This window comes from Nocardia implantans (assembly GCF_035544775.1).
Classification (GTDB): Bacteria; Actinomycetota; Actinomycetes; order Mycobacteriales; family Mycobacteriaceae; genus Nocardia; species Nocardia implantans.
On record NZ_JAYKYQ010000003.1, the window covers coordinates 179507 to 202515 of the forward strand.

Annotated in this window: 20 protein-coding genes; 11 read left to right on the forward strand and 9 right to left on the reverse strand. The window is 69.4% G+C overall.

The window, feature by feature from the left end:
- Window positions 1-11 precede the first annotated feature (11 nt).
- From U3653_RS08680 to U3653_RS08695, 4 genes are read right to left on the reverse strand one after another with little or no spacing between them, the layout of a single operon-like run.
- Window positions 12-416: a carboxymuconolactone decarboxylase family protein gene (locus U3653_RS08680; RefSeq protein WP_067799296.1), complete on the reverse strand. Its 405-nt coding sequence runs from the start codon at window positions 414-416 to the stop codon at window positions 12-14.
- Entirely contained in the window at window positions 413-1291 is an 879-nt protein-coding gene (locus tag U3653_RS08685) for an NAD(P)-dependent oxidoreductase (protein ID WP_195079105.1), read from the reverse strand. Before U3653_RS08685 ends, U3653_RS08680 begins: the two co-directional genes overlap by 4 nt.
- The gene (locus U3653_RS08690) at window positions 1288-2040 is read right to left on the reverse strand and encodes an SDR family oxidoreductase (RefSeq protein WP_195079106.1); all 753 of its coding nucleotides are present in this window, start codon (window positions 2038-2040) and stop codon (window positions 1288-1290) included. The genes U3653_RS08685 and U3653_RS08690 overlap by 4 nt, the downstream gene beginning before the upstream one ends.
- A gap of 33 nt (window positions 2041-2073) precedes the next feature.
- Window positions 2074-3540, reverse strand: coding sequence for an aldehyde dehydrogenase (locus tag U3653_RS08695; protein ID WP_195079107.1), 1467 nt, complete (start codon window positions 3538-3540; stop codon window positions 2074-2076).
- Between the two features lie 298 nt (window positions 3541-3838).
- Here U3653_RS08695 and U3653_RS08700 point away from each other — a divergent pair, with 298 nt between their 5' ends.
- From U3653_RS08700 to U3653_RS08720, 5 genes are all read left to right on the forward strand, one after another.
- On the forward strand, window positions 3839-5041 hold the full coding sequence (locus U3653_RS08700) for a cytochrome P450 (RefSeq protein ID WP_195079428.1): 1203 nt from the start codon (window positions 3839-3841) through the stop codon (window positions 5039-5041).
- On the forward strand, window positions 5041-5847 hold the full coding sequence (locus U3653_RS08705) for an SDR family oxidoreductase (protein ID WP_195079108.1): 807 nt from the start codon (window positions 5041-5043) through the stop codon (window positions 5845-5847). The genes U3653_RS08700 and U3653_RS08705 overlap by 1 nt, the downstream gene beginning before the upstream one ends.
- A 9-nt stretch (window positions 5848-5856) precedes the next feature.
- On the forward strand, window positions 5857-6054 hold the full coding sequence (locus U3653_RS08710) for a ferredoxin (RefSeq protein ID WP_195079109.1): 198 nt from the start codon (window positions 5857-5859) through the stop codon (window positions 6052-6054).
- 138 nt (window positions 6055-6192) lie between these two features.
- On the forward strand, window positions 6193-7785 hold the full coding sequence (locus U3653_RS08715) for a succinic semialdehyde dehydrogenase (protein WP_195079110.1): 1593 nt from the start codon (window positions 6193-6195) through the stop codon (window positions 7783-7785).
- A 61-nt stretch (window positions 7786-7846) separates the two neighbouring features.
- Window positions 7847-8332, forward strand: coding sequence for a glutathione peroxidase (locus tag U3653_RS08720; protein ID WP_195079111.1), 486 nt, complete (start codon window positions 7847-7849; stop codon window positions 8330-8332).
- Between the two features lie 70 nt (window positions 8333-8402).
- Here the strand turns inward: U3653_RS08720 and U3653_RS08725 are convergent, their stop codons facing one another.
- The 3 genes from U3653_RS08725 to U3653_RS08735 form a co-directional block, all read right to left on the reverse strand.
- The gene (locus tag U3653_RS08725) at window positions 8403-9767 is read right to left on the reverse strand and encodes an NtaA/DmoA family FMN-dependent monooxygenase (protein WP_195079112.1); all 1365 of its coding nucleotides are present in this window, start codon (window positions 9765-9767) and stop codon (window positions 8403-8405) included.
- A gap of 19 nt (window positions 9768-9786) precedes the next feature.
- Entirely contained in the window at window positions 9787-10821 is a 1035-nt protein-coding gene (locus tag U3653_RS08730) for an LLM class flavin-dependent oxidoreductase (RefSeq protein WP_195079113.1), read from the reverse strand.
- Between the two features lie 173 nt (window positions 10822-10994).
- Window positions 10995-12443, reverse strand: a complete 1449-nt coding sequence (locus tag U3653_RS08735) for an MFS transporter (protein ID WP_195079114.1) — start codon at window positions 12441-12443, stop codon at window positions 10995-10997.
- A 225-nt stretch (window positions 12444-12668) separates the two neighbouring features.
- Between U3653_RS08735 and car the strand changes: the two genes are divergently transcribed.
- Window positions 12669-16172, forward strand: coding sequence for a carboxylic acid reductase (car, locus tag U3653_RS08740; protein WP_195079115.1), 3504 nt, complete (start codon window positions 12669-12671; stop codon window positions 16170-16172).
- Window positions 16173-16175: 3 nt separating this feature from the next.
- Here the strand turns inward: car and U3653_RS08745 are convergent, their stop codons facing one another.
- Window positions 16176-17840: a sulfatase-like hydrolase/transferase gene (locus U3653_RS08745; RefSeq protein ID WP_323124084.1), complete on the reverse strand. Its 1665-nt coding sequence runs from the start codon at window positions 17838-17840 to the stop codon at window positions 16176-16178.
- A 244-nt stretch (window positions 17841-18084) separates the two neighbouring features.
- On the opposite strand from U3653_RS08745, the gene U3653_RS08750 reads away from it, so the two are divergent.
- The gene (locus tag U3653_RS08750; protein WP_195079473.1) at window positions 18085-18513 is read left to right on the forward strand and encodes a nuclear transport factor 2-like protein; all 429 of its coding nucleotides are present in this window, start codon (window positions 18085-18087) and stop codon (window positions 18511-18513) included.
- A gap of 6 nt (window positions 18514-18519) precedes the next feature.
- The gene (locus U3653_RS08755) at window positions 18520-19599 is read left to right on the forward strand and encodes a saccharopine dehydrogenase family protein (RefSeq protein WP_195079117.1); all 1080 of its coding nucleotides are present in this window, start codon (window positions 18520-18522) and stop codon (window positions 19597-19599) included.
- A gap of 63 nt (window positions 19600-19662) precedes the next feature.
- Here U3653_RS08755 and U3653_RS08760 read toward each other — a convergent pair whose 3' ends face one another.
- Window positions 19663-20337, reverse strand: a complete 675-nt coding sequence (locus U3653_RS08760; RefSeq protein ID WP_195079429.1) for a PAS and ANTAR domain-containing protein — start codon at window positions 20335-20337, stop codon at window positions 19663-19665.
- 386 nt (window positions 20338-20723) lie between these two features.
- On the opposite strand from U3653_RS08760, the gene U3653_RS08765 reads away from it, so the two are divergent.
- The 3 genes from U3653_RS08765 (at window position 20724) to U3653_RS08775 (ending at window position 23004) form a co-directional block, all read left to right on the forward strand.
- Window positions 20724-21419, forward strand: coding sequence for a type 1 glutamine amidotransferase domain-containing protein (locus U3653_RS08765; RefSeq protein ID WP_195079118.1), 696 nt, complete (start codon window positions 20724-20726; stop codon window positions 21417-21419).
- Window positions 21420-21649: 230 nt separating this feature from the next.
- Complete coding sequence (locus tag U3653_RS08770; protein ID WP_195079119.1) at window positions 21650-22288, forward strand: SgcJ/EcaC family oxidoreductase; 639 nt, start codon at window positions 21650-21652, stop codon at window positions 22286-22288.
- Window positions 22285-23004, forward strand: coding sequence for an SDR family NAD(P)-dependent oxidoreductase (locus U3653_RS08775; RefSeq protein WP_195079120.1), 720 nt, complete (start codon window positions 22285-22287; stop codon window positions 23002-23004). Before U3653_RS08770 ends, U3653_RS08775 begins: the two co-directional genes overlap by 4 nt.
- The last annotated feature ends 5 nt before the right edge of the window (window positions 23005-23009 follow it).

Genomic DNA, 23009 nt, shown 5'->3' on the forward strand with positions numbered 1-23009 from the left:
CAACGGATCCTTCACTGTTCGGCGGGCGCGGACTGCGCGCGGGCGGCCTTCTTCTGCTGCGCCACGATCGTGCCCACCAGGATGTCGAGTTTGGTGCCGTTCGGCCATCCCACGTAGTGACACAGGAACACCGCGATCTCGTGCAGCTGGTCTTCGGTGAGTTCGCCGTTGCGCAGCGCGGCCCCGATCTGGATGCCCGCGGTGTCGATCGCGCCCTGCGCGGCCAGCGCGCCGAGCAGCAGCAGCCTGCGGTCGCGGATGGTGAGGCCCGGCCGCGACCAGATGTCGGCGAAGAGGTGGTCGGCGGTGACGGCGAAGTGCGCGCCGGGATACTCCTGGAACTCCGTGCCGTAGACCTCGGCCATCTTGGCCAGTCCGCGCTGCCGCACGGAGTCGCCGGAACCGTTGTCGCTCATGAGGATTGCCTTTCCGATGCGAGGGTGCCCGGCCCGACGCCGAGTCCGGGGCCGAGCCGGTCGAGTGCGAGTGCGGCCAGCGGCAGCGCGGCGCCGAGCCGTTCGCCCAGCTCCAGGGCGAGACCCAGATCCTTTTCCCCGAGGTCGCGCACGTGCCGCAGGATCGGCAACCAGAAGTCGCCGTCCTGGATCGGGGCGGTGGTGTCGCGCAGCATGATGGCGCCGGGCCCTCCGGTGACCGCGTCGGAGTGCCGCACCACTTTGCCGAGCGCGGTGAGGTCGAGACCGGCCGCCTCGGCCAGCCGCTGCGCCTCGGTGGCCGCGGTGAAGGAGACGAAGTGCAACAGGTTGCGCGCCAGCTTCATCCGGGTGCCCGCGCCGACCGGCCCCGCGTGCACGATCAGGTCGGCGAAGCAGCCGAACGGTTCGCGCACCTGCTCGAACGCCGCCGCGCTTCCGCCGACCATGACCGCGAGCGCGCCGCGGGTCGCGCCGGGGGCGCCGCCGCTGATCGGCGCGTCCACCAGTTCGATGCCGCGCTCGCCGCAGACCGCGCCCAGTTCTTCGGCGGTGCGGTCGCTGATCGTGGAGTGCACGGCGACCACGGTGCCCGGCGCGGCGGTCCGCAGCAGGCCCTCCGGTCCGGTGATCACCTCGCGCACCTGGGCGTCGTTCACCACGGTGATCGAGATGACGGTGGCTTTCCTGGCCAGTTCGGCGGCGGAGGAGACGGCGTCGGCTCCGGCGGCGAGGAACGGCTCGACCGCTTCGGGCCGCATATCGCACACCGTCAGCCCGCCCGGCCATTCCAGCAGCCGCTCGGCCATCGGCGCGCCCATGTTGCCGAGGCCGAGGAATCCGATGCGGGCGCTCATGATCGCACGATCTGTCCGCCGTCGACGTTGAAGATCTGCCCGGTGACCCAGCTCGCCTCGTCCGACAGCAGATACAGGCAGGCGCCGACGAGGTCCTGCGGGGTGCCCATCCGCTTGAGCGGCAGGCGTTTGACGATGTCGTCGACGATCACCTCCGGGGTGACCGACTTGGTGGCGTCGGTGTCGATCGGGCCCGGCGCGATGGCGTTGACCCGGATGTTCGACCCGCCGAGTTCGAAGGCCAGTTGCTGGGTCAGGCCGTTGATCCCGGTTTTGGCCAGCCCGTAGAAGCTGGAGTACAGCCACGCGGCGGTGGAGGACTGGTTGACGATGGATCCGCTGCGGCGCTCGGACATGTGCGGCCACACCGCGCGGGTCATGACGAGCGCGCCGTCCATGTTCACGCTCATGAACTTCTTGTAGTAATCCCACGGCACGGTCAGCAGCAGGTTCATCTTCATCTCGCCGTAGATGGCGGCATTGTTGACCAGGTGGTCGATGCCGCCGAACTCGGCGACGGTGAAATCGGCCAGCGCGGAGGCGGATTCGGGATCGGACACGTCGACCTGCCCGAACACCGCGGTGCCGCCGTCGGCGACGATCTTCTCGACCACCGCCGCGCCGCCTTCGGCGTTCTTGTCGGCGACGACGACGTTCGCGCCCTCGGCGGCCAGCGCCTGCGCGTAGGCGGCGCCGATGCCCTGCGCGGCGCCGGTGACGATGGCGGATCTTCCCGTGAAACGGGCCATGGAGTTCAGCTCCTCTGTGTTGTCCCGCGGCGGTCAGGCCGCGGTGGCGATGACTTTCGTCTCGAGGTACTCCTCGAAACCGGCGATGCCCATTTCACGGCCGAGGCCGGATTGCTTGTAACCGCCGAACGGGACGTCGGCGGAGTACCAGATGCCGCCGTTGACGCTCAGCGTTCCGGTGCGCACGCCTTCGGTGACGCGCCGGATGCGCTCGGGGTCGCTACCCCACACCGAGCCGGACAGGCCGTAGGGGGAGTCGTTGGCGATGCGGACGGCGTCCTCGTCGCCGTCGTGCGGGATGATCACCAGCACCGGACCGAAGATCTCCTCGCGGGCGACGGTCGAGCTGTTGGGCACGTCCGCGATCAACGTCGGCTGGACGAAGAATCCGCGCTCGCGGGCCGGCCGGCCGCCGCCGACCACGATCCGCCCGCCTTCGGCGCGCGCGATGTCGATATAGCGTTCCACTCTGGCGCGCTGACGTTCGGAGATCAGTGGCCCGCAGACCGTGCGGGGGTCGGCTGGGTCGCCCGGCTTCATCCCGCCGAGCGTGGCGGCCGCCGCCTGCACCGCCTGCTCGTAGGCGGCGCGTGGCACCAGCAGCCGGGTGGACAGCGCGCATCCCTGTCCGGCGTGCACGCACACCGAGAACGCCGCCACCGAGCAGGCCGCCGCGATGTCGGCGTCGTCGAGCACGATGAACGCCGATTTGCCACCCAGTTCGAGGAACGCCTTCTTCAGCGTCGCCGCGGCGCCGGTCATGACGGCGCGGCCGGTGGCGGTGGACCCGGTGAAGCTGATCATGTCGACGCGCGGGTCGGCGGTGAGCCGGGCGCCGAGCGTATGGTCGGCGGAGGTCACGATGTTCACCACGCCGGCGGGGATGTCGGTCTCCTCGGCGATGATCGCACCGACCGCCGCCGCGCACCACGGGGTGTCGGGAGCGGGTTTGAGCACGACGGTGTTCCCCGCGGCAAGGGCGGGGCCGAGTTTGGCGAAGTTAATCTGGTGCGGGAAGTTCCAGGGCGTGATCGCCCCGACCACGCCGATCGGCTCCCTGCGCAGTATCCGGCGGGTTTTGATGCCCATCGGCTCGGCCAGGCCGAGATCGGTTTCCCAGGCGTAGGTTTCGGGCAGCCCTGCCGCGTAGCCGAGGTCGGCGACCGGGCCTTCCAGCTGTGGGCCGCTCGTGAGCATCCGCGGCGCGCCGACCTCGGCGATCGTGATCTCGCGCAGTTCGTCGACGTGGTTTTCCAACGCGGTGCGCAACTGCGCGAGGCAGTGGGCGCGGAAGGCGTGATCGCGCGACCAGTCCGTCTCGTCGAACGCGGTGCGCGCGGCGTCGACGGCCGCGTCGAGATCGGCCGCGTTCGCGTCGGCGGCGAGGCCGAGGACCTCCTCGGTCGCCGGGTTCACCGTCGCGAAGACGCCGTCGGCGCCCTCGACCAGCTTGCCGCCGATCAGCAGGCGGGATCCGTCGGGCGGCAGAAGGCTGCTCATGGCTGACTCCGATACTGTCTGGACACGTGTACGGAATATAGTCTCGCGAAGTGATCGGTGGCAATAACAGGTTCTAACTCTGCCACCCTTGCCGTGAATGCGGAGCGCGATGGCTCGGCTCGCGTCGGCGCTCTCCGTCAGGATGGTCCGAGTCGGAGAGGTAGAACTGCCGTCGGGCGATTGTGGCGATCCGGCATTCGGTGGTAGTGTCCAGACACATGTCCAGCTATCTGTCTTCGCTCGGGTCGCCAGGCGGCGCCGCGTGGCGGAACGTGTTATCGGTTCGGGAGTGCGGGCGATGACGGCCGCGGTGGAGCCGCTGGTGTTCGATCCCTACGACTACTCCTTCCACGAGGATCCGTATCCGACCTATCGGCGGCTGCGGGAAGAAGCGCCGCTGTATCACAACCCGGATCTGGGGTTCTGGGCGTTGTCGCGGCATCCGGATGTGGTGGGGGCGTTCCGCGACAGCGTGCGGCTGTCGAGCGCCAACGGAGTGTCACTGGATCCGGCCGCGTGGGGGCCGCACGCGCACAGAACCATGTCGTTTCTGGCGATGGACGACCCGCGCCACATGCGGATGCGGCGATTGGTGTTCAAGGGATTCACGCCCAAACGCGTCGCGGAGATGGAAGACCGGATCCGGGAGCTGACGCTGTCGTATCTGGAACCCGCGTTGGCCGGCGCCGACTTCGACTGGATCGACGAGGTCGCGGGCAAGTTGCCGATGGACGTGATCTCCGAGTTGATGGGGGTCCCGGCCGAGGACCGGGTGGAGATCCGCCGATTGGCCGATCTGGTGGTCCATCGTGAGGACGGAGTGCTCGACATCCCGATGGCCGCCGTCGAGGCGTCGATCGAACTGCTCGGCTACTACACCGAGATGGTGGCCGAGCGCAGGCGCGCCCCGAAACAGGATCTGACCTCCGCCTTGCTCGACGCCGAGATCGGCGGTGACACGCTCAGCGACGAGGAGATCATCGGTTTCCTGTTCCTGATGGTCGTGGCCGGCAACGAGACCACCACCAAATTGCTCGGCAATGCCCTGTATTGGGGTGCGCGCAACCCGGCGGAGTACGCGAAGGTCGTCGCGGACGGGGACCTGGTCACCGACTGGGTGGAAGAGACCTTGCGCTACGACACCTCCAGCCAGATGATCGCCCGCACCGCGACCGAAGACCTGGCGTATCACGGCGGCGTGATTCCGGCGGGGGCGAAGGTGCTGTTGCTGATCGGTTCGGCCAACCGCGATCCGGCGGTGTTCGACGACGGCGACAGCTTCCGCATCGATCGTGCCGACAAGTCCGGGTTGGCCAGTTTCGGTGCGGGCGTGCATTTCTGCCTGGGTGCGCACCTGGCCCGTCTGGAGGCGACCGTCGCACTCACCGAATTCAGCTCGCGAGTGCGGTCCTACGACGTCCTGGAATCCGGGATCGCGCGCGTGCACTCGTCCAACGTGCGTGGCTTCGCACACCTACCCATCACCGTGGAGACCCGATAATGCCGAGATTCGCCCCCCATCCCGAGCGCAGGCCCGCGCTCGTCTCCGGCGCCTCCTCCGGGATCGGCGCGGCCACCGCCGTCGCCCTGGCCGAACTCGGCCATCCGGTGGCGCTCGGCGCGCGCCGCGTCGAGCAGTGCGCCGAACTGGCGGACAAGATCCGGGCCGACGGCGGCGAAGCGTTCGCCCACCGCCTCGATGTCACCGAGCCGGACTCGGTCGAGGAATTCGTGCGCGCCGCCGAGGACGCGCTCGGTCCCACCGAGATCCTGGTCTCCAGTGCGGGCGATATCGAGTTCGGGCAGGCACACGCGATGGATCCGGAGCGATTCGCCCGCCAGGTGCAGGTTCATCTCGTCGGCGCGCAGCGTCTCGTGCACCGGGTGCTGCCCGGCATGCTGCGCAGGCAGCGCGGCGACGTCGTGCTGATCAGTTCGGACTGTGCCTCCGAACCGCGTCCGCGCACGGGCGCCTACAGCGCCGCCAAGGCGGGGCTGGAAGCGATGGCCGCGCAGATGCGCATGGAACTCGAGGGCAGCGGCGTGCGCCTGTCGCAGGTCCGGCCCGGCCCCACCTTGACCGGCATGGGCATGGACTCCACGCCCGAAGTCGTCGGCCCGGTGCTGGAGGACTGGAAGGCGTGGGGGTTCGCCCGGCATCCGTACATGTTGCGCGCGAGCGACTTGGCCGCGGCGGTGGTCGCGGTGGTGTCCACGCCGCGCGGCTCGCACTTGGTGCTGGTCGAGGTGCAGCCCGAGGCGCCGATCCGGCCCCTGCCGGACGGCGTTGGACCGAACGAGCGATAAGGAGCCGTGATGCGAGTTCTGGCCGATCTGGATCTGTGTCAGGGCCATGCGGTGTGCCAGGACGAGGCGCCGGAGGCGTTCCACGTCCCCAAACGCGGCAAGGTCGAGATCCTGGACGCCGCCGCGCAGCCGCAGGCGCGGGATGAGGTGGAGCGCGCGGTGCGCTACTGCCCGACCCGAGCGTTGTCGATCGTCGCCGACGAGTGAGCGGAATTCGTCCCGGCGGTCCGTAGGCACGGCGAGCCGGGGCGAATACGATGAAGGCAAAACCGGAACGTGTTCTAATTCAGTCCCGCGGCCCGGCCCGGCACCTGCGGCGATGCCCGACGTCATGGAGAAGATCCGATGAGCACAACACACACAGGCAAGGCGGAGAGCGCCCTGCCCGCCAGGATCACCGGTGAACTGCTCGCCCGGCTGACCGGCCTGGTCGCCGCCGACGGTGACGCGGCTGTGTACGAGATGACCGAGGTCTACACCGGCGCGCCCGTCGGCGCGCTTCCGCAGTCCTCCCCGCAAGACGTGCTCGCCGCGTGCGCCGCCGCCCGCGCGGCCCAAGCGGAGTGGGCCGCGCTGCCGCTGCGGCAACGGCTGCGGGTGTTCGAACGGCTGCACGAGCTGATCCTCGGCGAAGTGGAGACCATCGCCGATCTCATCCAGATCGGGTGCGGCAAGACCCGGCGCATGGCCGTCGAGGAATCGTGCGACGTGCCCATGGTGATCAGCCATTACCTCAAGACCGCGCGGCGGGTGCTGCGCCCGAAGCGGCGCGGCGGCGCGATGCCGCTGATCACCTCATCGATCGAGCAGCACCGGCCCAAAGGGCTCGTCGCGGTGATCGCGCCGTGGAACTTCCCGTTCGCCATCGCACTGTCCGACGCCATGCCCGCGCTGATGGCGGGCAACGGCGTCGTGCTCAAGCCGGACAACAAGACCGCGCTGTGCGTGCTGTTCGGCGTCGAGCTGCTGCACCGCGCCGGGCTGCCCCGCGGCTTGGTCCAGGTGGTATGCGGTGAAGGACCCGACATCGGTCCGACCCTGATCGACAACGTCGACTTCGTCATGTTCACCGGGTCCACCGCCACCGGCCGTATCGTCGGCGAGCAGGCCGGCCGCAACCTCATCGGATGCAGTTTGGAACTGGGCGGCAAGAACCCGATGATCGTGCTCGCCGACGCGAACCTCGACGAGGTGATTCCCGGCGCGGTGTTCGCCGCGTTCGCCAACTCCGGGCAGGCGTGCATGCACATCGAGCGGATCTACGTGCACCGCGCCGTCCACGACGAGTTCCTGCGCCGGTTGGTCGCCGCGGCGGCGGAATTGAACGGAAAGATCGGCGGAACCTACGACTACACGCCGGAATTCGGTTCGCTGGTCTCCCCGCAGCACCTGGAGCGGGTCGCCGCCCATGTCGAGGACGCGCGGGCCAAAGGCGCCACCGTGCACGTCGGCGGGCAAGCGCGCCCCGATGTCGGTCCTGCGTTCTACGAGGCCACCGTGCTGACCGGGGTGACTCCCGAGATGACCCACGCGACGCTGGAGACCTTCGGCCCGGTGGTCACCGTGTACCCCTTCGACGACGAGCGGGAAGCGGTGCGCCTGGCCAACGCCACCGACTACGGATTGAACGCCAGCGTGTGGACGAAGGACCTGGCGCACGGCGAGCGGATCGCCGCGCAGTTGCAAGCGGGCAATATCAACATCAACGACGGTTTCGTGGCGACCTACGCCGCCAAGGGCACGCCGTCGGGTGGCGTGAAGCAGTCCGGCGTCGGCACCCGGCACGGCGACCAGGGCCTGTTGAAGTACACCGACACGGTGAACGTCGGCGTGTTGAAGAAGCAGGTGCTCGCCGCCCGCGCCGGTCAGCCCTATGACAAGCAGCTGAAGATGACCTTGATGTCGCTGCGGCTGATGCGCCGGACCAGGTTGCGCTGAGCGTGAGCCGATGCGCCCGCGGCGGTCCGAGATGTCGCTGATCCGGTAGCGTGCGGTACCTATGAGCCTTCGAGAAGTTCCGCTTCGCACCTTGTCCGGGGAACCGACGACCTTGGCCGAGTTGGTCGGCGACCGCGCCGTCCTGCTGGTCAACGTGGCGTCGAAATGCGGTCTGACGCCGCAGTACTCCGGCTTGGTCGAACTGCACGAGTCCTTCGGTCCGCGCGGTTTCAGCGTGGTCGGCGTGCCGTGCAACCAGTTCATGGGCCAGGAGCCGGGCACCGCGGAGGAGATCCAGCAGTTCTGTTCCACCACCTACGGCGTCGACTTCCCCTTGCTGGAGAAGACCGACGTCAACGGCGAGCAGCGCCACGCGCTCTACCAGCGCCTGGCCGACACCCCCGACGCCGAGGGCAACGCGGGCGACATCCAATGGAACTTCGAGAAGTTCCTCATCGACCGCGACGGCAAGGTGGCGGGCCGCTTCCGCCCTCGCACCACCCCCGACGCGCCGGAACTGATCGCCGCCATCGAATCCGTCCTCTGACCCCACGAGTGGCACACCACCGCGGCGAAACGCGAGCAGAGCGCTCGCTGGTGTGCCACTCGCGACGCGGTCAGGAGCGGCGGGTGAGGGGCTCGCGGAGGCCGAGGTGGGAGCGGAGGGTGGTTCCGGTGTATTCGGTGCGGTAGACGCCGCGCTCTTGGAGTTCGGGGACGAGCCAGTCCACGATTTCGTCGAGGCCGGTCGGCACCAGGTAGGGGGAGATGTTGAAGCCGTCGGTCGCGCCGTGGCGGACCCAGCGGGCCAATTCGTCGGCGACCTGGGCGGGGGTGCCCGCGAAACCGGAGCGTTCGGTGGAGGCGATGACGACTTCGCGCAGGGAGAGGTTCTGCGCTTCGGCCCTGGCACGCCATTCGCGGGCGATGGCGACCGGGTCCTGGCCGGAACGCGGCGCGCCCCGGGTCTCCGAGATCGGGCGTGGCTCGGGGTCGTCGGCGGGCAGCGGGCCGTCGGGGTCGAGATCGGACAGGTCGCGGCCCCAGATCTGGCCGGCCAGCGACAGCGCGGTCGCGCCGGTGTATTGGCCGTTCTTCACCCAGCGCACCTTTTCCTCGACCTCGGATTCCTTCTCGGCGAGGATGATCTGCGTGCCGGGCAGGATCCGGATGTCGTCCTCGGGGCGGCCCGCCGCACGCAGGCGCGCGCGGATGTCGTTCGCGAAGGCCAGCGCGTCGTCGAAATGCGTTCCGTGCCTGGAGAAGATGACATCGGCGTGCGCCGCCGCGAAATCGCGGCCCGCCGGTGAATCGCCCGCCTGGAAGATCACCGGATGGCCTTGGGCGCTGCGGGGCAGCGTGGGCGTGATCGTCACGTCGAAGTGCGGGCCGGTGCGCACGACCGGATGGATCGCCTCGGCGCGCGCCCACGACGGGCTCTGCTGCGAGGTCGCGATCGCGCCGTCGTCCCAGGCGTCCCAGATCGCGCGCACCGCGGCGACGAACTCCGCGGCGCGCTCGTAGCGCAGCGCGTGGTCGAGGAATCCGCCGCGCCGGAAGTTCGCGCCGGTCCACGCGTTGTCCGTGGTGACCGCGTTCCAGCCGGCCCGGCCGCCGGACAGCAGATCAAGTCCGCCGAGTTTGCGCGCCAGATCGGCTGGCTCGTTGTAGGTGGTGTTCTGGGTGGCCACCAGGCCGATGCGGTCGGTGATGCCCGCCAGCGCGGCCAGCTGGGTGATCGCGTCGGGGCGGCCCGCGATGTCCAGTTCCAGGATGGCGCCGTCCTGCTCGCGCAGGCGCAGGCCCTCGCCGAGGAAGAACGCGTCGAACAGGCCGCGCTCGGCGGTCTGCGCGACCCGGCGGAAGGTCTCGAAGTCGATCTGCGAGCCGCTGGAGGGGTCGGACCAGATCGTGGTGTGGTTCACGCCTTGGAAGAAGACGCCGAAGTGGACCTTGGCGTCGGGACGCGGGAAGTCGGTCACGGAAACGATCTCCTGACGATCAGCGGGTGGCCGCGTAGCGGTTGGCGGGTCGGTGCAGGCCGAGGTTGGCGCGCAGGGTCGAACCGGGAATCGGGCGGTGCGCGACGCCGGTGCGCAACAGCGCGGGGACGACCTCGCGCGCGAGCACGGGCAGATCCTCGTCGATCACGGCGAGGTGCAGCCGCACTCCGTCCAGGTGCGCGCTGAGTTCGGTCAGCAGATCGGTCAATTCCCCGGCCGAGCCGGAGAACGCCAGGCGGCCCGGCGAACCGGAGGATTCGCCGAATCGCTGCGCGGCGCGCGTGCCCGGAATATCCAAGGTCACTTCGACTTCGGCGAAGGCCAGGGCGTCCCCGCCGGAGCCACCCGCCACGGCCGCCGCGACGGAATCGGCGGCGACGAGCCGGACGTCGACCTCGCCTTCGGCGCCGAACACCACGGGCTGACCCTGGGGCGGCCGCGGCACGATCGCGGGTCCCTTCACCGAGAAGGTCTCGCCCTGGAAGTCGATGTAGTGCAGCTTGTTCCGGTCCAGGAAGCGGCCGCCGGCGTAGTCGCGGATCACCGCGTCGTCTTCCCACGAGTCCCACAGGCGACGGGCCACCTCGATCGAATCGCGTTGCTCGCGAGCCAGATCCGCGTCTTCCGACACCGGCCGGCGTCCCCAGGCGGCGGCGGCGCGTGGATCGGCGGCGCGTTCGGCGATCCAGCCGGCCCGCCCTCGCGAGGCGTAGTCCAGCGACGCCACCTGCGATGCCGTGTGGAACGGTTCGGCGTAGGTGGTGGCCACGGTGGGAACCAGGCCGATCGTGCTGGTCGTCGCCGCGACGAAGGCCGCTCGCGTCACCGCGTCGATGCGGCCGGGAATCTCGCGCTCCGGCAGGATCGAGTCGGCGAACGTGGCCAGGGTGAACCCGGCGTTCTCCGCGGCGGCCACCCGCCTGCGCACGGTCTGCGGGCTGAGCAGGCGGTCCGGCGCGTGTGCCGCCCGCCGCCACGCTTCGGGGCGGAACCCCTCCCCGTCCAGTTCTACACCGAGCGCGAAAACGCCCATCCCGCACCTTCTTTCATCCCGCGAACCAGGACGCGACGATCGGTGGCCCGAGCCGGGCACGATCCGGCTCGGGCCACCCGCGGCGCACCCGTTGCGAGCATGCGCGCGGCGGGCGGTCGATGGCGATGGTTTGCGTCGCGATGATTCGAAGGTTGTCGAACCGAGGGCAGGGCCTACCGCGCCGCGCGGGCCGCGAAAGCCGCCGCGAGCAGGACCGTGACCCCTTCGGCGACCGCCGTGCCGCCGAGCGCGTGTGCCGCACTGCTCACCGTGCTGCCCGCCAGACCCAGGAACAGCGATCCGAAACCGGCGATTCCGACCACGATGCCGAGTTGCACGTTGGTCACCAGAATGCCGCTCGCGTCGGCCGCCAGGCTCACCGGCACCTTGGCCAGCGTGCGGGTCATGAGCGGACTGAAGGCGATGCCGTTGCCCGCGCCGCACAGGCCGAGCAGGGTCAGGGCGAGCGGTCCCACCTCGGCGCCGTCGCGCAGCAGCGCGCCGAGGGCGACCATGCTCACCGCCCCGAGTACCAGGCCGAGCGGGATCATGGCCGGGTGGAACCGGGCCGGGACGCGCTCCCAGTTCAGGCTGGCGACGGCGAAGGTGACGCCGAGCGGGACGAACAGCAGGCCCGCGTGCAAGGCGCTGTAGCCGAGCGTGCTCTGCAGGTGGATCGCCATGACGAACATCCAGCCGCCGAAGGTCGCCATGATCACGAACAGCGCGACCGCGGCGAGCACCAAGCCGGGCGCGGTCAGCACCGGCCGCGCGAACAGGGGTTCACCGCCGCGGTTGGCGACGACTCGTTCGATCGCGACGAACAAGGCGAAGCCCAGCACACTGGCGGCCAGGGCGATCCAGGACCACAACGGCCAGTCCAGCTCGCGCCCCAGCACCAGCGGCAGCACCAGCAGCAGCACCGACGCGGTGAGCGCGGCCAGCCCCGGAAGGTCGAGCTTGCGCTCGAGCCGCTGGGCCGCCGAAGGCAGGATGCGCGGCGCCGCCGCGAGCAGCGCGACACCGATCGGCACGTTCACCAGGAACACGCCGCGCCAGCTGCTGCCGAACAGGTCGGCGTTGACGATCAGCCCGCCGAGGACCTGGCCTGCGACCATGCCGCCGGAGATGATGGCCGAGTACACGCTCAGCGCCCGCGCGCGGGCGGCGCCGGTGAAGGTGCGCTGGATGAGCGTCATGATCTGCGGCACCATGGCCGCCGCGCCGACGCCCTGGGCGAACCGGAAGGCGATCAGCGAGGTCTCGTTCCAGGCCAGACCGCAGGCCAGCGAGGCGAGGGTGAACAGCGCCAGTCCGGCGATGAACGCGCGGCGCTGGGTGAACCGGTCACCCAGCCGGGCGCCGGTGACCAGCAGGACGGCGTAGGCGATGACGTATCCGGCGACGATGAGCTGCAGTGCCGCGCCGCTGGTGTGCAGCGAAGCGCGGATGGAGGGAATGGCGACGTTGACGATGGAGGAATCGAGCACCGCCATGAACTGGCCGGTGAGGATGACGGCGAGGACGGCGAACGAACGGCGCGCTCCCAGCGCGGCCGGTGCGGACGCAGCCGCGGCGGGCGTCGTTGCCGCCGCCGCACCCGGCGATATGGTCTGTGTCATGCACTGAGCATGGGGTGCGCCGGGCACCGGTAACAGGAGCCCGTTGACACTGGTACCGGCAGCACCAGTCTGAGCGTGCGGCACAACGGAGTACCGGGTACTTTTCAGACATTCCTGGCATCGTGTCCAATATCACAGACCTGCGCGACGGCTATCATCTGCCCGAAGTACTTAGTCGAGCTAACGTGTTCATGAAAGCGCGTTCAAGGACCAAAGGAGGTCGTCGTGGCGCCCGAAACACGCGGGGAGCGGCTCAAGCGCCGTATCTCCCGGCTGTATGCCGAAAACGACGACATCCGCAACGCCATACCGCGGGCGGAGGTCGCCGCGAAGATTCGCGAGCCCGGAGCCGGACTCGCCCAGATCGTCGAGACGGTCATGGTCGGCTACGCCGACCGGCCCGCCCTCGGCCGGCGCGCGACCGAACTGCGCACCGACGAGACCGGCCGCACCACCGCGACCCTGCTGCCGCGGTTCGACACCATCACCTACGGCGAGCTGTGGGAGCGCGTGCGCGCGGTGGCCGCCGCGTGGCACGGTGACGCCGGCACACCGCTGCGGGCCGGCGACTTCGTGGGCATCCTGGGCTTCACCAGCAGTGACTACACCACCCTCGACCTGGCCTGCATCCACCTCGGCCTGGTCGCGGTCCCCATGCAATCCAGCGCCCCGGTCGCCCAGCTCGCCGCGATCGCGGCGGAGACCGAGCCGCGGGTGCTCGCGGCGACGCCGGAGCTGCTCGACGCCGCGGTGACGTGCGCGCTGTCGGACTCCGGGCCGCAACGGCTGGTCGTCTTCGACTACCACCCCGGAGACGACGACCAGCGCGCGGCCTTCGACGCGGCTCGCGCGCGGCTGGCCGCGGCGGGCAGCCCGGTGCGCGTCGAATCGCTCGACGAGGTGCTGGCGCGCGGCCGGTCGCTGCCCCCTGCGCCGCTGTTCGTCGCGGAGCCGGGTACGGACCCGCTGGCTTTGCTGATCTACACCTCGGGAAGCACCGGCACGCCGAAAGGCGCGATGTACGGCCAGCGGCTGGTCGCCAGGGGATGGGCGAACCGGCCCGAGGTCGCCGCGATCAACTTCAATTACATGCCGATGAGCCATGTGGCCGGGCGCGGATCGCTGACCGGCGTGCTGGCGCGCGGCGGCACCGCCTACTTCGCGGCCGAGAGCGACATGTCGACGCTGTTCGAGGACATCGCGCTGGCCCGCCCGACCGAGCTGTTCTTCGTTCCGCGGGTGTGCGACATGATCTTCCAGCGCTTCCGCAGCGAAGTCGACCGGCGCGACGGGCCCGGCGTGGACCGGGCCGCGCTGGAAACGCAGGTGAAAACCGAACTGCGCGAACATTTCCTGGGCGGTCGCCTGGTCACCGCGATCTGCGGGAGCGCTCCGGTGTCGGCGGAGATGAAATCGTTCATCGAGTCGGTGCTGGATCTGGAGCTGCACGACGGCTACGGGTCCACCGAAGCGGGCGGTGTGGTCGTCATCGACGAACGGGTGCAGCGGCCGCCGGTGCTCGACTACAAGCTCGTCGACGTCCCCGAGCTCGGCTACTTCCGGACCGACAAACCGCATCCGCGCGGCGAGCTGCTGTTGAAGAGCACCACCTTGATCTCCGGCTACTACAAGCGGCCCGAGATCACGGCCGAGGTCTTCGACTCCGACGGCTTCTACAAGACCGGTGACATCGTCGCCGAACTCGCCCCGGATCGCCTGGTCTACGTCGATCGGCGCAACAACGTGCTGAAACTGTCCCAGGGCGAATTCGTCGCGGTTTCGCGCCTGGAGTCGGTCTACGCGACCAGTCCGCTGATCCGGCAGATCTTCGTCTACGGCAGCAGCGAACGCGCCTACCTGCTCGCCGTGATCGTGCCCACCGAGGACGTGCTGGCCTGGGGTGACCCCGAGAAGATGAAGACCGCGCTGAGCGAGTCGCTGCGACAGCTCGCCAAGGACGCCGAACTGCAGTCCTACGAGATCCCGCGCGAATTCCTCATCGAGCCGGAGCCGTTCACCACCGGCAACGGGTTGCTCAGCGGCATCGGAAAGCTGCTGCGCCCCAAGCTGAAAGAACGCTACGAGCCGCGTTTGCAGGAACTGTACGCCGAGCTGGCGGCCGGGCAGGCGAACGAACTGCTCGACCTGCGCCGCACCGCGGACGATCTGCCCGTGCTGGAGACGGTGAGCCGCGCGGCGAAGGCCGTACTCGGCTGCGCGGACACCGATCTGCGTCCCGACGCCCACTTCGGCGATCTCGGCGGTGACTCGCTCTCGGCGCTGTCGCTGTCGAACCTGCTGCACGAGATCTTCGAGATCGAGGTGCCGGTGTCGGTGGTGATCAGCCCGGCCAACGGCCTGCGCGAGGTGGCCGGATACATCGAGGCCGAGCGCGCTTCCGGCACGCGGGGCGCCACGTACGCCGCGGTGCACGGCGCCGGAACCCAGGTCCGCGCCGCCGATCTGACGTTGGACAAGTTCCTCGACGCCCCCACGATCGCCGAGGCGCCGACCCTGCCGCGTCCCGCCGCGACGGCGCGCACGGTGCTGCTGACCGGCGCGAACGGCTACCTCGGCCGTTTCCTGTGCCTGGAGTGGCTGCGGCGGATGCACGACAGCGCGGGCACCCTGATCTGCCTGGTCCGGGGTTCGGACGCGGCCGCAGCGCGCAAGCGTCTCGAGGGCGCCTTCGACTCCGGGGATCCCGCTCTGCTCCAGGAGTTCCAGGAGCTGGCCGCCGCGCATCTGGAGGTGATCCCCGGCGATATCGGTGAGCCGAACCTCGGCCTCGACGACCGGACGTGGCAGCGTCTGGCCGACCGTGTCGACGTGATCGTGCATCCCGCCGCGCTGGTCAACCACGTGCTGCCGTACCGGCAGCTGTGGGGCCCCAACGTGGTCGGCACCGCCGAGCTGATCCGTCTGGCCCTGACCACGCGGCTCAAGCCCTTCACCTATCTGTCCACCGTCGCCGTGGCCACGCAGATCGACCCGGCCGTCTTCGCCGAGGACGGCGACATCCGCGAGATCAGCGCGGTGCGCGCGGTGGACGACAGCTACGCCAACGGCTACGGCAACAGCAAGTGGGCGGGCGAGGTGCTGCTGCGCGAGGCCAACGACCTGTGCGGCCTGCCGGTCGCGGTGTTCCGCTCGGACATGATCCTCGCCGACCGGCGCTACGCCGGTCAGCTCAACGTGCCGGACATCTTCACCCGGTTGCTGCTGAGCCTGCTGCTGACCGGGATCGCGCCGTTCTCCTTCTACCGCACCGACGCCGACGGCAACCGCGGGCGTGCCCACTACGACGGACTGCCCGCCGATTTCACCGCCGAGGCGATCACCACGCTCGGCGCGGCGACCGGGACGGGTTTCCACAGTTACGACGTGCTCAACCCGCACGACGACGGCCGCTCGCTCGACGAGTTCGTCGACTGGCTGATCGACGCGGGCCATCGCATCGAGCGGATCGCCGACTACGACGAGTGGGTCACCCGATTCGAGACCGCGCTGCGGGCGCTACCGGACGGACAGCGTCAGGCGTCGGTGCTGCCGTTGCTGCACGCCTATCGGCGACCGGCCCCGGCCGTTCGCGGCTCGGCTCTGCCCGCGGAGAAATTCCGGGCCGCCGTCCGAGCCGCGAAAATCGGCGCCGATCATGATATTCCGCAGATCTCGCGGGAGCTCATCGAGAAATACGTCGCCGACCTGCGGGTGCGGGGCTTGCTGTAGGAGCTAGGAGGGCCTCGGCACGGCATCCAGCAGGGCGTTGCCGATCCGTTCGGCTTGGACCAGCACGTTCGTCTGCGCCGAGATGTAGTCGCCGATGCCTTCGTCCTGGGCGGCCCGCAGATACGGCGGCAACGGCTGCTGGATCTCGGTGCGGATGACGTTGTCCAGCAGCGATTCCATCTCGCCGCGCAGCGGATTCCCCGTCGCGGCCTGGTTGTCGAGTTCGAGCCTGCCGCCGTCGGTGCTGTAGTCGTAGAGTTCGAATTCCTGTCCGGCCGCAGGGTCGATCTGGATGCGGCCGTGCACCCAATGGGAATAGGAGGCGAACTTCGCCTCCGGGGTGCGCACCATCGCGACGTGGCCCGGGGCGTCCTGGTTGAACAGCATCGCCGCTTCCTCGATCGAAGCCTCGTCGGTGGTGTGGGCGACCCACGGCCTGCCCGCGGCCGCCGGGTTGCGGCAGAGTGCGGCGATATCCAGACGCCCGCTGAGATGTTCGTAGCGCCCGTCGCCGCGCCACTGGTCGCCACCGGTGCCGATGGTGAGCAGCAGGGGAGTGAAATCGACACTGGAGGTCAACTGGTCTCTGGTGCTCGTCCCGTTCACCGGGCTCAGGTAGCCGCGCGGGTCGTGGACGTAGAGCGGGACGCGCAGCGCCTCGTCGTAGGCGGCGCCGCCTTTGCCGTGCAGACCGTGGGAGCCCGCGTAATCGCCGTGGTCTGAGGTGAAGACGACGACCGTGTTGGCGGCCACGTCGGGACGCGACTGCAAGGTGTCGAGCACGCGGCCGATCTGGATGTCGACCTGCTGCTGCGCCCACAGATACAGGTTGCGCATCTCGATCCAGGACTGCACGGCCTCCGGCGTTCCGTAGGGCGCCGCCCCGAACGCCACCGCCGAGACCTCGACCAGCGCCATCTGCAGGCGGGGTTTGCGCGACAGTTGTTCGAGCGACTCGAAGTTGGGCGGCAGTTCGTTCATCCAGCGCGGGATGTCGGCGTTGAACTGGTCGCGCCGGGTCCAGCGCGGCCACCACTGGATGTCGTGCGGGTTGACCAGCGACACCGTCGTGCACCATGGCGCGCTGCCGGAATCGTTGTGGAACCAGTCGGCGAATTGGTCGACGATCTTCGGATCCGCCTGCAGCCCTTGACCCGGCGCGCCGTTCGGCGAGGGATAGGTGCCGCCGTGGAAACCGTAGGCCTCCAGCGCCCCCGGGGTGCGGTCCGGGTAGCTGCCGAGATGCCATTTGCCCCAGTACGTGGTGTCGTAACCGTGGTCGCGCAGTATGGAGCCCCAGGTCGGGAACAGGGGCGACAGCGTCGACTCCGACACGACCATGACCCCGGTCTGCTGGGCGTAGAGGCCGGTCAGCAGGCAACCGCGAGCAGGCGTGCAATCGTTGGCCGCGGTGTAGTGATTCTCGAACGACACACTGCCCCGGCGGATCCGTGCGATATTCGGCAGGACGGTGTCCAGCGTCTGCTGATCGGGAAACCACACGGGTGTGCGCATCTCGTCCACGATGATGACCAGGATGTTCGGCTTGTCCGGATCGGTGTCCGCTCGGGCCTTGCCCGGCGCGGCGACGGTCGAGACGGCAGCCGCGGCCGTGGCCGAAGTGGCGGCACTGGTCAGAAATCCCCTGCGAGTGAACGAGCTCGGCAATGTTCCTCCACGAATGAGTGCTGTCGGTCGAATGGAACGCGGAGAATCTTCGGTGCTCGTACCGTAGCGCCGTCCGGCGCGCGTCACCCCCACTCCGGGCGCGGACACGCCGCCACGTCCTGCCCGCGCCCAGCACGGCGTTCGAGCGCGGATCGGCCCGTCGCGGCCGAGCGTCCGAAGGCCGCGGCAGCGAATCACCCGGTCGATCACAAGGGCTGATTCCTGCCAGCGAGGCAGGGCGGCGGTGGCGATGATCGTGCGCATGACAGCTGATGTGATGAGCACCCTGAGGGCCTTCTACGCGGCGGAGGCGGCGTATCTCAGCGACGAGTCCGGGGTCGTGGTCTACAGCAAGGGTCGTCTGCGTGCGCGCCGCACCGGTCGGATACTGGAAACCTCGCTCCTGCAATGGATCAGCTTCCGGGACGGCCTGATCACCGAGTTCCGGCCCTACTACCACGACACTGCGGCGGTGCTGGCCGTTCTGGCCGAAGGTCCGGCTCACCGACCGTGCCCACCCGGCGCGTCGAGCGATCGACGTCACCGCTTCGGCTCGGCCGCCGGCGGCGGCGCATCGAACCGGGACGGTATCGCAGCGTCACTCGTGACTCTGCGACGATGGACCCGGAAATCCGTCGCTGCGACGGGAGCTGTCGCACAGAAACGTAGGTGACTGCCAATGCCGAAGATCGTGTTGTTCGGCGCCACCGGGTACACCGGCCGCCTGACCGCGGAAGCCCTCATCGCCCGTGGCGCGGCGCCCGTGCTGGCCGCCCGCGACGCGACCGCCGTCGAGAAGTTGGCCGCCGACCTCGGTGGCGCGCAGACCGCGGTGGCGGACGTGACCGACCCCGGATCGGTACGGGCACTGCTGGGGAGGGGCGACGTGCTGGTGACGACGGTCGGCCCGTTCCTGCGTTACGGCGGGCCCGCACTGGCGGCGGCCTTGGCGGCGGGCGCGCACTACTTCGATTCCACGGGCGAGGGCCCGTTCATTCGCGGTGTGTTCGACCGCGACGAGCAGGCGCGCGAAGCCGGAGTGGGCCTGCTGTCCGCGTTCGGGTTCGATTACGTGCCGGGCAATCTCGCCGCCGCGCTCGCCTTGCGTGAAGCGCCGGAGGCCGTTCGTGCGGACATCGGCTACTTCATGGCCAGCCCGGGCACCAGCGGCGGCACCCGCGCCTCCATGGCCGGAATGCTGTTCGAACCTGGTTTCGCCCTCCGCGGTGGCCGTGTCGTGCCCGAGCGGGCCGGCGCGCGGATTCGCACCTTCCGCGTCGCGGGCCGCCCGCGGACCGGAGTGTCGATTCCGGCCTCGGAACACCTAGCCCTCAACCGTTCCCACCCGCGGCTGCGGGAGGCCGACGTCTTCCTCGGCCTGCCCTCGGCGGCGGCTCGCGGCCTGCAGGCCGGTTCGGTGCTCACCGGCGCCGTAGCACGAGTCGAGCCGGTGAAACGGCTGGCCGAGGGCCTGCTCGAACGCGTCGTGCAGGGCTCGACCGGCGGCCCGACGCCGCGGTCGCGGGCGCGCACCCGCTCGTGGGCGGTCGCCGAGGCATTCGACGACACCGGGCGCGTCCTGGCGTCGGTGACGCTGACCGGAGGCGACCCCTACGACTTCACCGCCGCGATCCTCACCTGGGGCGCGCAGACCGCGCTGGACGGCGGCCTGCTGGCCACCGGTGCGCTCGGCCCGGTCGACGCGTTCGGCCTCGACGCGCTCACCGCGGGCGCGGCCGACGCGGGGTTCAGCCGGTAACCGGCCTCTCCCGCGACCGATCCACATTCCGGTGCGGCGGGACTCGGAAGCGACAGACGGGAGCTAGTCGACGACGGGTTGCCCGCGTTTCACCCGGCGATGGAGGGTCAGCAGGAGATGGTCGAAGCGGGTGCGTTGCTGAACGAGCGCGCCACCCATCGCGACGACATCGGCGACGAGCTGCTCGGACAGCGTGCGGATCTTGATGTTGGTTTCCTGCGAGCGCCAGCGCAGCACCCGGAACGCCTGATCGGCGTTGACGCCGTAGACGAACATCACCACGCCCTTGGCCTGTTCGATCACCGCGCGGGCGTCGATCACGTCCGGTAGCAGATCGTCCAGGGCTTCCTGCCGGTTGTCTTCGAGCGTCTCGGTGACATCGATGAGGTAACCGGCGGAACCCGCTACGGCGCCATCCTCGTCGAACAGCTGGTCGCCGATGACGATGACGTCGTGCGTCTCGTTCTCGGTGTCGATGATCCGGTGGCGGGTGCAGAACGGCGATGCGGTCTCGACGGCGTCGGCGAGCGCCTGGGCTACCCGCTCGCGGTCGTCGGGGTGCAGGTGGCGCTGCAGCAGTTCGGCGGACGGCTCGGCCTCTCCTGGTGCGTACCCGTAGATCGCGGCGGCGTCGTCGGACCATTCCCAGCGTTGGTCGGCGAACCAGAATCGGAAGCTGCCGATATCCGGGCAACCACCGAGCATCTTGCGCGCAGTGTCCTGCGCGCACTGTCCCATCTCTGTCACCGGTCCAGTATGGCGCGGAAACAAGCCCAGGTCAGGCGGGAGGATGGCGCTGAGCGCCCGACCGGCGACGCCACATCGCCCTGATCCGGGACAAAAGTGAAACGGGAATCGTCGCGAACTCCATGTCTTCGGTGGCGAGCGAGCCATGTAGGTGGTGCGGCAGCCGCGTCGGCCGAAGGCGAATTCATCGACGATCTGATGCCGGGAACCGGTCGTTCGCAGTGGAGCCCCGTGGTCGCGGAGGGCTAGCGTCGACAGTGTCGCAGCTGACGATCCGGGCGCTCGCGGTCGACTTCCTCCCGCGCCTCGGAGCAGGGCGACACGACTCGAAAGCCCGCACGTGGCCGTGCGGGTTCCCGACGACGGAGAACAGAACCATGTCGAAGATCCTTTTCGTGATGACCGGAGCCGACCACTGGACGCTGGCCGACGGAACCGAGCACCCGACCGGCTTCTGGGCCGAGGAATTCGTGGTGCCGTTCGAGAAACTGAAGGGGGCGGGACACCAGATCGTGGTGGCCACGCCCGGCGGCGTCGTGCCGAGCGTGGACAAGGGCAGCCTCGCGCCCGAGGTGAACGACGGCCAGGAGACCGCCGACCATCGAGCGCGGGTGATCGCCACGAGCACCGAATTGAACAACCCCGTCGAACTGGCGAAGGTGGATCTCGCCGACTACGCGGCGGTGTTCTACCCCGGCGGGCACGGACCGATGGAAGATCTCGCGGTCGACGCCGACTCCGGTCGGCTGCTCGCCGCCATCCTGGCATCCGGCAAGCCGCTGGCGGTGGTGTGCCACGGGCCCGCGGCGCTGCTCGCCGTCGAGGGGGAGGGCGGCGCGAACCCGTTCGGGAGCTATACCCTGACCGGCTTCACCAATGCCGAAGAGACCCAGGCGGGTCTCGCGGACAAGGCCCCGTGGTTGTTGCAGGATCGGCTGGTCGAGATCGGCGCCGACTTCCGGGAGGCCGATCCGTGGACCCCCAACGTAGTGGTGGACCGCACGCTGATCACCGGCCAGAACCCGGCCTCTTCCGCGGGTGTGGCCGACGAACTGCTGAAAACGCTGGGTTGACCACGGGCACCCGTCCGCCCGATCGCTGCCGGTGAAGCGCTGATCGCCTCGCCGCGTTCGTCGGCGGCTCGGGCGAGGGTGGAACAGATCCGCGCCGTCGTCCTCGGGTCGGCGGCACTCCACCGTGTTGACACGCGAAGCCACGCTTCCTAGTATCTTCCTCAACGAAGAAACATCTTCTAAGAAGAAACATCTTCGATGTAGATGATGCTGAGGGAGAGGCTTTCGTGATGACATCGGCCAGTACCGGGACCGAACCGACCGTGTCCCCCGGAACGCGGCGGCGCACCGTCGCCCGAGTCGTGGGGGTCGCCGCGCTGGCGGCCGCGGTCGGCGTCGGCGGTGGTTACTTGTGGCTGGATCGGACCTCGGATGTCCGCGATGCCGGAGTCGCGGCGTGCGTGGACGTCGTCGCCGACGGCGGCAGCGCCGATGACCTGCGGGCCGTCTGCGCGACCATCGCCACCATGACCGCGGCCTGGGACCGCAACGACGCCGACGCGTTCGGCGCGAGCTTCACCGAAAACGCCACCTACACCACGTTTCTCGGCACCCACTACGCGGGCCGCCGGGATCTGACCGAGGCGCACCGCGCCCTGTTCTCGGGATTCCTGAAGGGCACCGAACTCGCCGACTCCTTCCTCGGGGTGCGCTTCTTCGGCGCCGACGTCGCGATCGTCACCAGCCGGGGTGATCGCTACGAAGGCGATCGCCCGGCGAAGTTGGCCAAGACGCAGACCTACACGGTGGTGCGGGAGACCGACGGTCGCTGGCGGATCGCCAGTTTCCACAACACCAAGCGGCAGCCGGTCATGGAGCGCATCTCGTTCCTGTTCGACCCGGCCACCGAGCCGGAGGCCGAACGGTGAGAGCGCTGGTGACCGGCGCCGGCGCGGGGATCGGACGTGCCTTCGCGACATCTCTCGCGGCACAGGGCTATTCGGTGACGGCCGTAGCGCGTGGCGCCGACGGTCTGGACGCGCTGATCGCCGAACTCGGTGACGGACACGACCGCATCGCCGCCGATCTCGGCACCGAAGACGGCCTGTCGGCAGTCGCGGAACGGCTGCGCGGCGGCGGCTACACGCTGCTGGTCAACAATGCCGGGATCGCCGCGCACGGTGATTTCACCGCGGTCGGGCTCGAAGCGTCGATCGCCACCTTGGACGTGAATTGCCGGGCGGTGGTCGTGCTGGCCCACGCTTTCCTCGGCGCGGCCACCGCAGGCAGCGTCCTGGTGAACGTGTCCTCCACCCTCGGGCACACACCGAAACCCGGCCTTGCCGTCTACAGCGCTACCAAATCGTTCGTCACGTCCTTGTCCGAAACGCTGTGGCACGAGCAGCGGACGCGGGGCGTGCGGGTGCTTGCCCTGTGCCCCGGCGTCACCGCCACCGCCTCGCAGACCGCCACCGACGTGCCGCCCTGGCTGGTCCAAACCCCCGAGCAGGTGGTGGACCGTGCGCGCAAAGCGCTGTCGGGCAGAACTGGCGCCGTCGTGTTCACCAGCCCGCACAATCGGGCGCTCGTCGCCGCATCGCGGTTGCTTCCCCGCCGGGCCACCTTGGCCCTGCTGGCCGAATAGAAGGA